The organism is Rhizorhabdus histidinilytica (assembly GCF_900167915.1).
Taxonomy (GTDB): Bacteria; Pseudomonadota; Alphaproteobacteria; order Sphingomonadales; family Sphingomonadaceae; genus Rhizorhabdus; species Rhizorhabdus histidinilytica.
In genome coordinates, this window is record NZ_FUYM01000007.1 from 66,546 (window position 1) to 78,545 (window position 12,000).

13 protein-coding genes are annotated in these 12,000 nt (G+C 66.1%); 6 read left to right on the forward strand and 7 right to left on the reverse strand.

What is annotated here, in order from left to right; all coding sequences use genetic code 11:
- Window positions 1-60 precede the first annotated feature (60 nt).
- Window positions 61-753, forward strand: coding sequence for a glutathione S-transferase family protein (locus B5X82_RS15900; RefSeq protein WP_079649161.1), 693 nt, complete (start codon window positions 61-63; stop codon window positions 751-753).
- A 27-nt stretch (window positions 754-780) separates the two neighbouring features.
- Window positions 781-1,749, forward strand: a complete 969-nt coding sequence (locus tag B5X82_RS15905; protein ID WP_079649162.1) for a glutathione S-transferase family protein — start codon at window positions 781-783, stop codon at window positions 1,747-1,749.
- Here the strand turns inward: B5X82_RS15905 and B5X82_RS15910 are convergent.
- Complete coding sequence (locus tag B5X82_RS15910; RefSeq protein WP_079649163.1) at window positions 1,742-2,113, reverse strand: winged helix-turn-helix transcriptional regulator; 372 nt, start codon at window positions 2,111-2,113, stop codon at window positions 1,742-1,744. The two genes, B5X82_RS15905 and B5X82_RS15910, sit on opposite strands and share 8 nt — an antisense overlap.
- A 92-nt stretch (window positions 2,114-2,205) precedes the next feature.
- Here B5X82_RS15910 and B5X82_RS15915 point away from each other — a divergent pair, with 92 nt between their 5' ends.
- The 3 genes from B5X82_RS15915 (at window position 2,206) to B5X82_RS15925 (ending at window position 6,423) form a co-directional block, all read left to right on the forward strand.
- Entirely contained in the window at window positions 2,206-2,796 is a 591-nt protein-coding gene (locus tag B5X82_RS15915; protein WP_079649164.1) for a malonic semialdehyde reductase, read from the forward strand.
- 101 nt (window positions 2,797-2,897) lie between these two features.
- Window positions 2,898-4,601 (forward strand): GMC family oxidoreductase, encoded by a 1,704-nt coding sequence (locus tag B5X82_RS15920; protein WP_176152585.1) that lies wholly within the window; start codon window positions 2,898-2,900, stop codon window positions 4,599-4,601.
- A 73-nt stretch (window positions 4,602-4,674) separates the two neighbouring features.
- Complete coding sequence (locus B5X82_RS15925; protein WP_217699581.1) at window positions 4,675-6,423, forward strand: CocE/NonD family hydrolase; 1,749 nt, start codon at window positions 4,675-4,677, stop codon at window positions 6,421-6,423.
- A 17-nt stretch (window positions 6,424-6,440) separates the two neighbouring features.
- Here B5X82_RS15925 and B5X82_RS15930 read toward each other — a convergent pair whose 3' ends face one another.
- From B5X82_RS15930 to B5X82_RS15955, 6 genes are all read right to left on the reverse strand, one after another.
- Window positions 6,441-7,598 carry an alpha-hydroxy acid oxidase gene (locus B5X82_RS15930; protein WP_079649166.1) on the reverse strand — a complete coding sequence of 386 codons (1,158 nt, stop codon included), beginning with the start codon at window positions 7,596-7,598 and terminating at the stop codon, window positions 6,441-6,443.
- A gap of 38 nt (window positions 7,599-7,636) precedes the next feature.
- The gene (locus tag B5X82_RS15935) at window positions 7,637-8,065 is read right to left on the reverse strand and encodes a GlcG/HbpS family heme-binding protein (RefSeq protein ID WP_079649167.1); all 429 of its coding nucleotides are present in this window, start codon (window positions 8,063-8,065) and stop codon (window positions 7,637-7,639) included.
- 38 nt (window positions 8,066-8,103) lie between these two features.
- Window positions 8,104-8,946 carry an alpha/beta hydrolase gene (locus tag B5X82_RS15940; RefSeq protein ID WP_079649168.1) on the reverse strand — a complete coding sequence of 281 codons (843 nt, stop codon included), beginning with the start codon at window positions 8,944-8,946 and terminating at the stop codon, window positions 8,104-8,106.
- A 3-nt stretch (window positions 8,947-8,949) separates the two neighbouring features.
- On the reverse strand, window positions 8,950-9,354 hold the full coding sequence (locus B5X82_RS15945) for a RidA family protein (protein WP_079649169.1): 405 nt from the start codon (window positions 9,352-9,354) through the stop codon (window positions 8,950-8,952).
- Window positions 9,351-10,442, reverse strand: a complete 1,092-nt coding sequence (locus tag B5X82_RS15950) for a hypothetical protein (protein ID WP_079649170.1) — start codon at window positions 10,440-10,442, stop codon at window positions 9,351-9,353. The genes B5X82_RS15945 and B5X82_RS15950 overlap by 4 nt, the downstream gene beginning before the upstream one ends.
- A 95-nt stretch (window positions 10,443-10,537) precedes the next feature.
- A complete protein-coding gene (locus B5X82_RS15955) occupies window positions 10,538-11,119 on the reverse strand; it encodes a TetR/AcrR family transcriptional regulator (RefSeq protein ID WP_176152586.1) in 582 nt (193 codons plus the stop codon).
- A 323-nt stretch (window positions 11,120-11,442) separates the two neighbouring features.
- Between B5X82_RS15955 and B5X82_RS15960 the strand changes: the two genes are divergently transcribed.
- A complete protein-coding gene (locus B5X82_RS15960; protein ID WP_079649172.1) occupies window positions 11,443-11,997 on the forward strand; it encodes an Lrp/AsnC family transcriptional regulator in 555 nt (184 codons plus the stop codon).
- Window positions 11,998-12,000: the final 3 nt, after the last annotated feature.

Here is a 12,000-nt window from a genome sequence, read left to right on the forward strand (position 1 = left end):
GAAGGTGGTCGGGGAGGCGCCGGTGCGGGCGCCTCCATCCGCCTCTGATGGGGAGGGACGATGAAGCTCTATTTCTGTCCGAGGCCCAATCCGCTCAAGGTCGCCCTCTTTCTGGAAGAGGCCGGGGTCGCGCACGAGATCGTTCCGGTCGACCTGCTGCGCGGCGCCCATCAGACGCGGGCGTTCACGGCCCTCAATCCCAACGCCAAGGTGCCGGTGCTGGTCGATGGCGACGTGGTCGTCTTCGACAGCAGCGCGATCCTGCTCCATCTGGTCGAGAGGACCGGATTGTTCGGCCCCGGTGACGATGTCGTGCGCAGGGGCGAGTTCCTGTCCTGGATGCTGTTCATCGCCAGCGGCCTCGCCCCCTTTTCGGGGCAGGCGGTGCACTTCCGCCATCACGCGCCCGAACCGCAGCCCTATGCCGCCAACCGTTATGCCTTCGAAGCCGACCGCCATTGGTCGATCGTCGAGGCCCGGCTGGCCGATCGGCGGTATCTGCTGGGGACGGACTATACGGCGCTGGACATGTCGTTGTGGGGCTGGGCGCCGTCGCTTCCCTATCTGCTGGGCGAGGACGCCTGGGATCGGGCGCCGAACATTCGCCGCTGGCTCGACGAGGTCGAGGCGCGGCCGGCGGTGGCGCGGGTGCGGCGGTTGGAGACGCTGTATCCCTACAAGACGGACATCGACGATGAGACGCGGCGGATCATGTTTCCGCAGAACCTGGCGCGCGACGACCGCGCGCGATGAAGCGATGACGAGGGTGGAGCGAGCGCCATGGGACAGCTGATCCGCGGTCAGTGGGTATCGGACCTTTCGACGATCGAGCTCGATAAGGGCGAATTCGTCCGCCGGCCCACGCTATTCCGCGATACGGTGACCGTCGATGGGACGTCAGCCTATCCGGCCGGGGCCGGCCGCTATCATCTCTATGTGTCGCTGCAATGCCCATGGGCGTGGCGCACGATCGTCTATCGCAGCGTCAAGCGCCTGCACGGCGTGATCGGGATGACCATCGCGATTCCCGACGGCCGGGCGGAGGGCTGGCGCTTCGGCACGGAAGTGCCGGGTGCGACGATCGACGAGGCCGAAGGCTTCACCCATCTTCACCAGGCCTATACGACGGCCGATCCGGGCCATAGCGGCGTGGTGTCCGTTCCCGTCCTCTGGGACAAGGCGACGCGGCGGATCGTCAACAACGAATCCTCCGAGATCATCCGTATGCTCAACGGCGCCTTCGACGCCTTCACCGACGCCCGGCAGGACTATTATCCGGCCGAATTGCGTGCCGAGATCGACGCCAAGAACGACCGTATCTATGCGGGCCTCAACAACGCGGTCTACCGTGCCGGAGCGGCGGCGACCCAGCAGGGCTATGAGGAGGGCTATTCGGCGATCTTCGACACGCTCGACTGGGCCGAGGCGCTACTGGGTGCGAGCCGCTATCTCAACGGCGACCGGATCACCGAAAGCGACTGGAAGCTCGCCGCGAGCCTGCTGCGCTTCGATCCCGTCTATCACGCGCTGTTCCGCTGCAATCGCCAGCGGCTCGCCGACTTCCCCAACCTGTCGGGTTATCTGCGCGACATCTATCAGCAACCCGGCGTGGCCGAGACGGTGAACGTCCGTCACATCGTGCGGGGCTATTATGCCCAATCATGGAATCCGTCGGGCATCATCCCGCTCGGACCGCAGGGCTATGAGGAATGGCTGGCGCAGCCGCACGACCGCGCCCGTTTCAAGTGAGCCGCGCGGGTCCGGGCGCCAAGCTGTCCCGATGGGTGCGAACCCAGTCGGCAAGGCCTTCGAGCGCACCGATCAGCTCGCGGGCGACCGGCGTCGCCTCATATTCGACGCGTGGCGGCACTTCGGCATAGACGGTCCGGATCGCGAGGCCGCGCGCCTCCAGCAGGCGTAGCTGCTTCGTCAGTTCCTTCTGGGTGATCGGATGCGCGGCGCGCTGCAGCTCGCGGAAACGGATCGGGCCGTCGGTGACGATCAGCCGATAGAGGATCGGGATCGCCCATTTGCCGGCGACGATGTTGACGAAGGCGGACAGGGGACAGGCTTCCCCGGGATGCTCGACAGGAGAAGCCTCGGATCGCGCCATGACCGAATATCCTGGTATACAAAAGGTGCCTACTTTCCAAAGAATACCAACGTTCCTAGCTCGCGTCATCCCTAACCGGTGGAGGTCTGACGATGAGCGAACTGGCTCTGGACGATGTGAAGGATCGGCTTTTCCGCGAAGCGCGGACGGCCAACGGCTATACCGATCGCGCGGTGACGGAGGACGTGCTGCGGGCGCTCTACGACCTCTACAAATGGGGGCCGACCTCGACCAACCAGCAGCCGCTTCGGGTCGTGTGGTGCATCGGGGAAACGGCGAAAGGGCGGCTCGCCGATCTCTGTTATCCCGGCAATGCGGAGAAGGTCCGTGGCGCGCCGGCCGTCGGCGTGTTCGGCATGGACCTGGACTTCCTGCGCCATCTGCCGCGCCTGTTCCCGCATGTGGACGCGCGCAGCTGGTATGGAGACGACCGGAAGCTGATCGCCGAATCCGCCTTCCGCAACTCGACGCTGCAAGCGGGTTACCTGATCGTCGCTGCGCGCCTCCTGGGTCTCGCGACCAACCCGATGTCGGGGTTCGACGAGGAGGGGGTCAACGCCGCCTTCTTTCCGGAAGGGAATGTCCGCGTCAATTTCATCACCACGCTCGGCTATGGCGATCCGGCAGCGGTCCATCCGCGCGCGCCGCGCTTCGATTTCGACGAGGTCAGCCGCATCATTTGAACGCTTGCCAAGTCTCAATAGTGAATTATATTCTTTTATAGGCTTTTGTTGACGGCTTCACCACCCAGCCGGGCGGGACGATGCGGGGAGTTGGGCAGGCGATGGACGGTCAGCGGCGCATCGACGACGGCGTCCATGATTATGTCGTCGTCGGCGGCGGCACCGCGGGATGCGTGCTGGCCGCGCGGTTGAGCGAGAATCCCTCGGCCCGGGTTCTCCTGCTCGAAGCCGGGGACGATGTGGAACCTGGGAACGAGCCGGCCGACATCCTGTCGATCCACGCCGATTCGGCTCTCAATCCGAATTATCGCTGGGCGGTTCCCGCCGTCGAGCTTCGGTCGGAAGGGGACGTCGGGTCCGCCCATCAGGCGCGCATCCTCGGCGGCGGCTCCTCCCTGATGGGGATGCTGTCGCTGCGGGGCCTGCCCGACGATTATGACGGATGGGCGCGTCAGGGCGCGCATGGCTGGTCGTGGGACGAGGTGTTGCCGTGGTTCCGCAAGGTCGAGCGGGATCTCGATTTCGCCGATGATCTTCACGGCGATGCCGGGCCGGTGACCATCCGGCGCAACCCGCGCGCGAGCTGGCCGCCGCTGTCGCGCGCATTGGCGGACCATGCCGCCGGCCGGGGCCTTCCGTTCATCGGCGACATGAACGGCGATTTCAGGGACGGGCTCTTTCCCTTGCCGCTCGCGCAGACCGCGGATCGTCGTCAGTCGAGTTCGATCTGCTATCTGACCGCGCCGGTGCGCGCCCGCGCCAATCTGAGGATCGTCACCCGTGCGGCGGCGTTGCGGGTGGTCGTCGAGGCCGGGCGTGCGGTGGCCGTGGACGCGCGCCTCGACCGCGGCGGGATCGTGCGTTTCCGGGCGTGCCGGGAGGTGATCCTGTCGGCGGGCGCGCTGCTGTCGCCAGCGCTGCTGATGAAATCGGGCATCGGCCCCGCCGCGCGGCTACGGGAACTGGGCATCGAGCTGATCGCGGACAGCCCTGGCGTCGGACGCGACCTGCAGAATCATCCGATGATCTTCCTCACCTCCTTCCTGCCGCGCCGCGCGCGCGATCGGAATTGCGCGATCTCGCTGGTCCACAATTGCGTCCGCTATTCCTCGGGATCGGGCAATCCGGTTTCGGACCTCTACATATTGTGCCTCAATCGCACCGCGAACCATCCGCTCGGCGTCGCGCTCGGTGCGTTGCAAAGCTATCTGCTCAAGCCCGCGTCGCGTGGAACGGTCGATTTGCGCTCCCCGGATCCGCTCGCCGCACCGCTGGTCGATTTCAACCTGCTCTCGCATCCGCTCGATCTCGAAAGGACGATCCGGAGCCTGCGCGACATGGCGGGGATCGCACGATCGCCCGAGTTCATGGCGCTCGGCGCCAATTTCTTCGCGGTCAAATTCTCCGCGCGGCTGCGTCGCCTCAACCGGCCGACCCCGATGAACCTGGCGTTGAGCAGCCTGGCGGCCGGCCTCTACGACCTGCTGCCCGCGAGCCGCGGGTTGCTGGAACGGGCAATGCCGGCCGGTCCACGTGCCGCGGCGATCGCCAGCGCATCCGACGCGGAACTCGCGGCCATCGCGAGGGAATATGTCGGCGCGTCGGGCCATCACAGCAGCACCTGTCGCATGGGGGCGGCGGATGACTTGGGAGCAGTGGTCGATCCTGGCGGCCGTGTGCGGGGCGTGGGCGGATTGAGGGTGGTCGACGCCTCGATCATGCCGACGGTGCCCCGCGGGAACACCAATTTGCCGACCCTGATGATCGCCGAGAAGCTCGGCGCGGAAATCGCCCTTGGAGCGTGACTGTCCCGAGCCCGGCGTCGGCCGGCGAGGCGGCTGAGTAAAAGCGATCGAGAATCGTCGAAAGGAGCAAGATATGAGTGTCAGGCTGCGCAAGAGCGAGATCGTCGACGGCATGCGGATCGACTGGGACGTGGAGATCCCGCTGTCGGACGGCGGCTTCCTGCGGGCCGACATCTATCGCCCGATCGTGGAAGGGCGCCATCCGGTCCTGATGACGCACGGCCCCTATGCCAAGGGTCTTCATTTCGAGGATGGTTTCCCCGGCGCCTTCGCGGGCCTGCTGCGCGACCATCCGGAGGTCGCCCGGGAGAGCTCGACCCGTTATTTCAACTTCGAGACCGCCGACCCCGAGCGCTGGGTGCCCAACGGCTATATCTGCATACGCGTCGATTCGCGCGGCGCGGGCTGCTCTCCGGGCGTCATCGACTTCTTCTCGCCCCGTGAGACACAGGATTTCTACGAATGCATCGAATGGGCGGGTGGGCAGCCATGGAGCAACGGCAGGATCGGCCTGCTCGGTATCTCCTATTATGCCGCCAACCAGTGGCAGGTTGCCGCGCTGCGGCCGCCGCACCTGGCGGCGATCTGCCCGTTCGAAGGTTTCACGGACTTCTACCGCGACCTGGTCCGCCATGGCGGCATGCTCAGCAGCTTCATGATCCGCTGGTATCCGAACCAGGTGCTCAACGTGCAATATGGGCTGGGGGAGCGTGGCCGGATCAGCCGCTTCGCTGGCACGCCGATCGGCGGTCCCGAGACGCTCGACGAGGCCGAACTCGCCGCCAACCGCATCGACATCAAGGCGACGTTGCTCGCCCACCCGCTGATTGACGAATATTTCGAGGCACGCATCCCGGACCTGTCGCGCATCGAGGTGCCGGTGCTGTCGATGGGCAATTGGGGCGGCATGGGCGTTCATCTCCGCGGCAATGTCGACGGCTATGTGCGGGCCGGGTCGGAACGGAAATGGCTCGAGATGCACGGCCTGGAGCATTGGACCGAGTTCTACACCGATTATGGCGTCGATCTGCAGCGGCGCTTCTTCGATCATTTCCTGAAGGGGATCGACAATGGCTGGGATCGGGAGCCGCCCCTGCAGCTCCAGATCCGCCACGTCGACGGCTATCGGAAGCGCAAGGAGGCGGAATGGCCGCTCGCCCGCACCGAATGGACGCGCTTCTATCTCGATGCGGCGGACAAGGGGCTGGCCCCCAGCGACAATGGCGGGGCGCCGGCCGAGGCGTCGTTCCGCGCGACGAGTGACGAGCTGATCTTCGCTACCGCGCCTTTCGCGCGAGAGACCGAAATCACCGGGCCGGTCGCGGCGAAGCTGTTCGTCGCCTCCTCGACCATCGACGCCGATCTGCTGCTGACGCTGCGGCTGTTCGATCCCGACGACAAGGAGGTCCTGTTCGTCGGCGCGGTCGATCCCAACGTTCCCCTGACCCAAGGCTGGCTGCGTGCCTCTCACCGGAAGCTCGACCCCGCGCGCAGTCTGCCCTGGCGGCCGTTCCATACCCATGACGAAGTCCAGCCGCTCGAACCGGGCTCGATCTATGAACTCGATGTGGAGATCTGGCCGACCTGCATCGTCGTTCCCGAAGGATATCGGCTGAAGCTGACCGTCTCCGGTCATGATTTCGACCATGGCTTGCCCGAGCCGATGCCGCAGATCTACGGCGTTTCCCAGCGGGGCAGTTCGGTGATGCTGCACGATGAGCCCGCCGACCGGCCGGCGGACATCTTCGGCGGGGTCACGACGCTTTACAGTGGCGGCGACCATGCCTCCTATCTGCTGCTGCCGATCATCCCGAAGGCATGACCGACGGGGCGGTGTCGTCAGGCGCCGCCCGCCCTGCGAAGCAGCTCCGGACCTAGGGCGGCGCGGTCGGCGATGCCGGCGAGGGTCAGCGTCCGCTCATATTCGCTGCGCAGCAGCTCGATGGCGTGGCGGACGCCGTCCGCGCCGCCGGCCGCCAGCCCATAGAGATAGGCGCGGCCGATCGAGCAGGCGTCCGCGCCCAGCGCCAGCGCCTTGACGATGTCGCGGCCGCGCCGGATGCCCCCGTCGCAGACGATCTTCATTCGCCCGCCCACGGCGTCGGCGACCGGGGCGACGCAGTCGATCGGCGCCATTGCCGATTCCAGCTGCCGGCCGCCATGGTTGGACAGCATCACCGTGTCGGCGCCGGCGTCGAGCGCGCGCCGCGCATCCGCCGCCGCCAATATGCCCTTGACGGCGAGCGGGCCGCTCCAGCGTGCGGCGAGCCATTCGACATCGGCCCAGGTCAGGCTGCGGTCGAACTGGTCCGCGACATAGGCGTGGAGCGATGTGTCGCCATCCTGCGCGCCGGTCGCGCGATGGGCGACGTTGACGAACTCGAATGGGCGGCCGAGCAATGCGGGCAGCGACCAGGCGGGCCGTGTGGCGAAGCCCAGGAAGCCGCGCAGGGTCAGGCGCGGCGGGATGCTTAGTCCATTGACCAGGTCGCGCTGGCGATGGCCGGCGACCGCCGTGTCGACGGTCAGGACCAGGCCGTCATAGCCCGCCGCCTTGGCACGGTCGAGGAACTCTTCGGTCAGTCCCCGGTCGCGGAAGATGTAGATCTGGAACAGGCGCGGCCCGGGAACGGCCTGGGCGAACTCTTCCATCGTCGTCGTGCCCATCGTCGACAGGCAATAGGGAAGCCCCAGATCGCGGACGGCCTCGGCCACCGCCAGCTCGGCGCGCTTGTGGAACAGCCGGGTCAGGCCTGTGGGGGACAACATCAGCGGCAAGGGCAGCCGCCGGCCGAACAGCTCGGTCTCGATATGGGGCGAGGAGACGTCGGTCAGCATGCGAGGCAGGAAGCGATAGCGATCGAAGGCGGCGCGCGAATCGCGCAGTGCCAGCTCGTCCTCGGCGCCGCCCTCGATATAGTCGAAGATCGGCCGCGGCAGCTTGCGGGCGGCCCGCCGGCGCAGGTCGGCGATGTCGTGGATACGATGTGCCTGCATGGTCGGCGTTTCCGGCGTCGGCCTGGTGCCGCGGGCTCTCAGCCTTGCGCCGCCAGCCCGGCCGCGGCGATCCCGGCCAGCGCGCAGAGCTCGTCATTGTCCGCGATGTCGCCGGTCACGCCCACCGCGCCGATCGTCCGGCCATCGCCATCGACGACGATGACGCCGCCGGCCGAGGGAACGATCCCGGATGGCGCGATCGGAACGAGCGCATTGATGAAGGTCGGGCGCTCGATCGCCATTTCGCCGATCTTGCGGCTCGATACGCCCAGCGCGAGCGCACCACCGGCCTTGCCGATCGCGATCCCGGCCCGCAGGTTGGACGAACCGTCCTGCCGTTGCAGCGCGACCAGGTGCCCGCCTGCGTCGAGCACCGCCACGGTCAGGGGCTTGAGCGCGAGTTGTTGTGCCCGGGCGAAGGCGGTTTCGATGATCGTGTTGGCGTCGACGAGCGCTATGGTGGCCATGGTTCGATCCTGGAAAAGGGAGCTGTGGGTGTTGTGGCTTACGCGCGCCGGCCGAGCACTGCACGCATCCAGTGCGTCGCCGCCGGCAGCCAGGGCTTGTCGGTCTCCGCGGCCATCAGCAGCACCGTGCCGTGGGTCGCGTCCGGGACCTCGACGGTTTCCGCCGCCAATCCCCGCGCGCGCAGCACCATGGCGAATTTCTTCGCCTGTACCATCAGGTGCGGGAAGTCCTCGGTGCCATGGGCGATCAGGAAGGGCGGAGCGGTTTCGCCGAGCCGGAAGAGCGGACTCGCCTTCACCTCGTTGAATCGGCCCTCGGGCCCCAGAAAGCGCGGCCGCATCGACAGGCCGCATCCCGGCGTGAAATCGAACGTGCCCGAGATCGGCAGGCAGCCCTTGATCACGTCGCCGGGAAGGCCGCGTGCCGCCTGCCAGTCGGAGGTCACCGCCAACAGGCCCGCCAGGTGCCCGCCGGCCGAATGGCCGCCGATGAAGATCGCGTCGCGGTCATAGCCATATCGTTCGGCGAGCCGCCATGTCCGTGCCACCGCTTCGGCCGCATCGTCGGCATTGGCCGGAAAGACATGCCTCGGCGCGAGCCTGTAGCTGTTGCTGACCAAAGTGAAGCCGGCCGCGTTCAGCACGGGCGCGAGGAAGGCCATCTCCTCCTTGTAGCCATTGGTCCAGCCGCCGCCGTGCATGAAGATGAGCACCGGGCCACCGGGCTCGGGGGCCGGATAGACGATCAGCGACTGGCTGGGATCGTCGCCATGGCGATGCTCCTCGCCCTCGATCCCCTCGGCCAACACCATCAGCCGGCCGTGCAGGAAGAGGAGGGTCTCGGTAGGCGGCTCCTGCGGGGGATAGTCCTGGATCAGCATCGTTCAGCCGCCCTTCCTGGCGACGAAGGCGATCTCGACGAGCAGGGAGTCCTTCACCAGATCGGCGCGGATGCAGTAACGCGGCGGGAGCGGGCGGCCGGTCTCGGCGAAAGCCTCGCGATAGGCTGCGTTGATTGCTTCATAGTGCCGCATGTCGGACACGAAGACATGCGCGAAGACGACGTCCGCGAGCGCCGCGCCGGCGGCGCAGAGGATCGTGCGCGCCTGGGCGAAGATCTCGCGAGTCTGCGCCGCGGCGTCGTCCTTCCCCACCACCGTGCCGGCGGCGTCCAGAGCGACGAGGCCGGCGGTGTGGATCAGTCCTTCGGGCGTGGCCGATGCGAGCGAATAGGGGCCGGAAGGGTCGGGGAGGCCGGCTGGCACTCCCCAGGAACCGCTCCGGCTCATGCCGCGATCCGGAGGTCGTCCGCCGGCTGGACGATCATCCGGGGATCGACGACCTCGCCCTTGTCGATGACGAGCTTGCCGTCATAGGCCACCGAGCAGTCGAACATGGGAAGATCGAGATGCGCCGGCGTCGTGTTGGTGCCGCCGCCCTGGTCGTTGGGACCCGTCGAGAACAGGAATACGCCGGGCCAGGCGCGGGTGTGGCTGATGATCTTGGTCGTCGTGGCGCCGTGCAGCGCGATCTGGTCGAGATAGCTGTTCGGATTGAGGCCCCAGCCGAGATGTGCGATCGCATAGGGGCGCAGGTCGTCGGGCGATTTCTGGTGCGCCCTGAAGAACTGCCGCATCAGCCTGGCGTCCGAGCCGCTGCCCGCCACGTCGCGGATATAGCCCTTCTCGACGGTGAGGCGGACCTCGCCTTCGAAATAGCGGACATAGGGCAGGATCCAGGCATCGCCCGGCTTCAGCACGACGATGCCCTCGCTGCCGTCCGGATCGGGCCAGGTCGAGAAGTGCGCGCCACCCCAAGTGTCGACCACGCCGGGCTCATCCGCATAGCCATATTGGCACAGCGTATCGAGTTCGCCGAGCCTGACGCGGAAGTCGGTGCCGGCATCGCTGGTGACGTGCATCTCCCGCGTGTTGCGGGTGAGGTCGCGCGCGTAGATGAGCGCTTCCTTCAGGCCCGGGGGCGACATCAGGCGCTTGAGTTCGTCGGGCCCGTCGAGGATCAGGAGGAAACGCACACCGCGCTTGCGCGCTTCCTGCAGCCAAGGGGAGCCGAGCGCGGTGTGGAAGACGAGCACCAGATCGGCCGAATTGATCGCCTGGATCGCGCCGGGCAGCGAAGCGAGCGTGTCGCCGCCGCCCTGGCTGGCGATCATGACCGGGTGGAAGGGCTTGGAGATCTTGACCTCGAAGATGCGCGCGCCGAGGTCATCGGCCGCGGCGAAGGCTGCCTGGATATAATCCAAACGCGTATTGAGATCGGTGACGAGCACAATCTGCGTGCCTTCCGTCACCCGGCACAGCCGCAGTTCTTCACGGAATAGGAAAGGGAGCTCGGCTGGATTCAGCTCTTCCGTCACGTTCGACTCCTTCGTGTCAGCGTGACGATTTGCCTATCCTCCCAGATCGGGCGGGTCAATAACGAATTATATTCTCTTGTGGTCGGGGGTGGTGGTCAACCGTCACCGCCCAGTATCATCGAACAGGTCAGGTCGATGATGCGATCGCTGCCGACTTCGGCGGGGTTGAGGTGGCCGTTGATAACGAAGCCGTCGAACGCCATCACCGCGAGCTGGGTGAAGGCATCGATGTCGAACGCCGCCGCGCGCTCGGGCGACAGGCAGGTGCCGATCATCGCGCCGATGCGCGTCTTGATCTCCAGCAATATCGTCGGTTTGTAGTTCTCGTCGTTGCTGGAGATCACCAGCGCCTGGATCAGGTTGTTGAAGTAATTATTGTTCTGCAGCGGAATGTCGTGCCAGAGGCGCTTGAGGATATAGGCGAGCCGCGCCCGCTTGTCCTTGATCCGCATCGACGCCTTTTCGGTCACGTCCATCTCGGCGATGATGCGCGGTTCGAAGATGGCCAGGGCGATGTCCAGCTTCGACGGGAAATAGACGTAGATCGCTGAGCCCGCCATCTGCGCGTCCTTGGCGATCTGCCCGATCGTCGTGGCGATGAAGCCCTTCTGGTGGAACAGTCGGTCCGCGGTCTCGATGATCCGCTGACGTACCGCTTCCTTCTTTACCTGCACCATGGCGTCCGCCCTTGTCCCTGTCGTTGCCGGCGCTGCCGCGCACATGCCCGTCGTTGCTAGTCATGGGAGGACGGGTTGGCAAGGTTGGTCACATAAAGCCGATCAAGATTTCGGTTTGAACGGCTCGATTTAGCGCTGCCGGGGGGCTCCGTCGGCACGGTCGTTCCCTTAGATATGAAGGGCGCGTCGGGATCGTGCGCCTGCCTGTTGTCAGCCATCATTAATAGAGAATATGATTCATTTTATTGCCATCGGCTCTCGTGGCTGCCACATGGGTGGCCGGCGCCCGTGCCGTTGGGCGACCTGTGGTACGAGGATGCGCGATGGCCGAACATCTTTCCAACCGTCTGGCGTCGACAATGTCCAGCCTGCGCAAGGTGGCGGAGTTTCAGCCGCGCGCCGAACGCCCCGCCGCGATCGCACTCGACGCCATCGACAAGACGATCCTCTGCGCACTCCAGGAGGACGGTTCGCTGTCGATCAGCGAACTCGCCGACCGGCTTGGCATGACGCCGCCGCCTTGCTGGCGGAGGGTACGCCGCTTGCGCGACGCCGGCGTGCTCAAGCGGCAGATCTGGCTGGTCGATCCCGACGCCATAGGGCTGCACGTCATGCTGTACGCGACGGTCAAGCTCGCTACCCATAATGCCGAGGAGATGAAGGCATTCAAGGAGGAGGTCCAGAAGCTCCCCGAAGTGCTCGAATGCTCGATCCTGCTCGGCAGGACCGACGTCATCCTGAAGATGATCGTGCCCGACATCTCGCAATATGAGAGTTTCTTCTATCAGAAGCTGACCCAGCTGCCCGGCGTACGCGAGGTCATCACCGGCGTCGTGATGACCCGGGTGAAAGAGGCGAGCGCGCTCCCGGTGCTCTGAGGC

Bases quoted from the DNA above. Each gene is read 5' to 3' on its own strand.
- B5X82_RS15900 (WP_079649161.1), top strand. From the start codon at position 61: ATGAAGCTCTATTTCTGTCCGAGGCCCAATCCGCTCAAGGTCGCCCTC.
- B5X82_RS15905 (WP_079649162.1), top strand. From the start codon at position 781: ATGGGACAGCTGATCCGCGGTCAGTGGGTATCGGACCTTTCGACGATC.
- B5X82_RS15910 (WP_079649163.1), bottom strand. From the start codon at position 2,113: ATGGCGCGATCCGAGGCTTCTCCTGTCGAGCATCCCGGGGAAGCCTGT.
- B5X82_RS15915 (WP_079649164.1), top strand. From the start codon at position 2,206: ATGAGCGAACTGGCTCTGGACGATGTGAAGGATCGGCTTTTCCGCGAA.
- B5X82_RS15920 (WP_176152585.1), top strand. From the start codon at position 2,898: ATGGACGGTCAGCGGCGCATCGACGACGGCGTCCATGATTATGTCGTC.
- B5X82_RS15925 (WP_217699581.1), top strand. From the start codon at position 4,675: ATGAGTGTCAGGCTGCGCAAGAGCGAGATCGTCGACGGCATGCGGATC.
- B5X82_RS15930 (WP_079649166.1), bottom strand. From the start codon at position 7,598: ATGCAGGCACATCGTATCCACGACATCGCCGACCTGCGCCGGCGGGCC.
- B5X82_RS15935 (WP_079649167.1), bottom strand. From the start codon at position 8,065: ATGGCCACCATAGCGCTCGTCGACGCCAACACGATCATCGAAACCGCC.
- B5X82_RS15940 (WP_079649168.1), bottom strand. From the start codon at position 8,946: ATGCTGATCCAGGACTATCCCCCGCAGGAGCCGCCTACCGAGACCCTC.
- B5X82_RS15945 (WP_079649169.1), bottom strand. From the start codon at position 9,354: ATGAGCCGGAGCGGTTCCTGGGGAGTGCCAGCCGGCCTCCCCGACCCT.
- B5X82_RS15955 (WP_176152586.1), bottom strand. From the start codon at position 11,119: ATGGTGCAGGTAAAGAAGGAAGCGGTACGTCAGCGGATCATCGAGACC.
- B5X82_RS15960 (WP_079649172.1), top strand. From the start codon at position 11,443: ATGGCCGAACATCTTTCCAACCGTCTGGCGTCGACAATGTCCAGCCTG.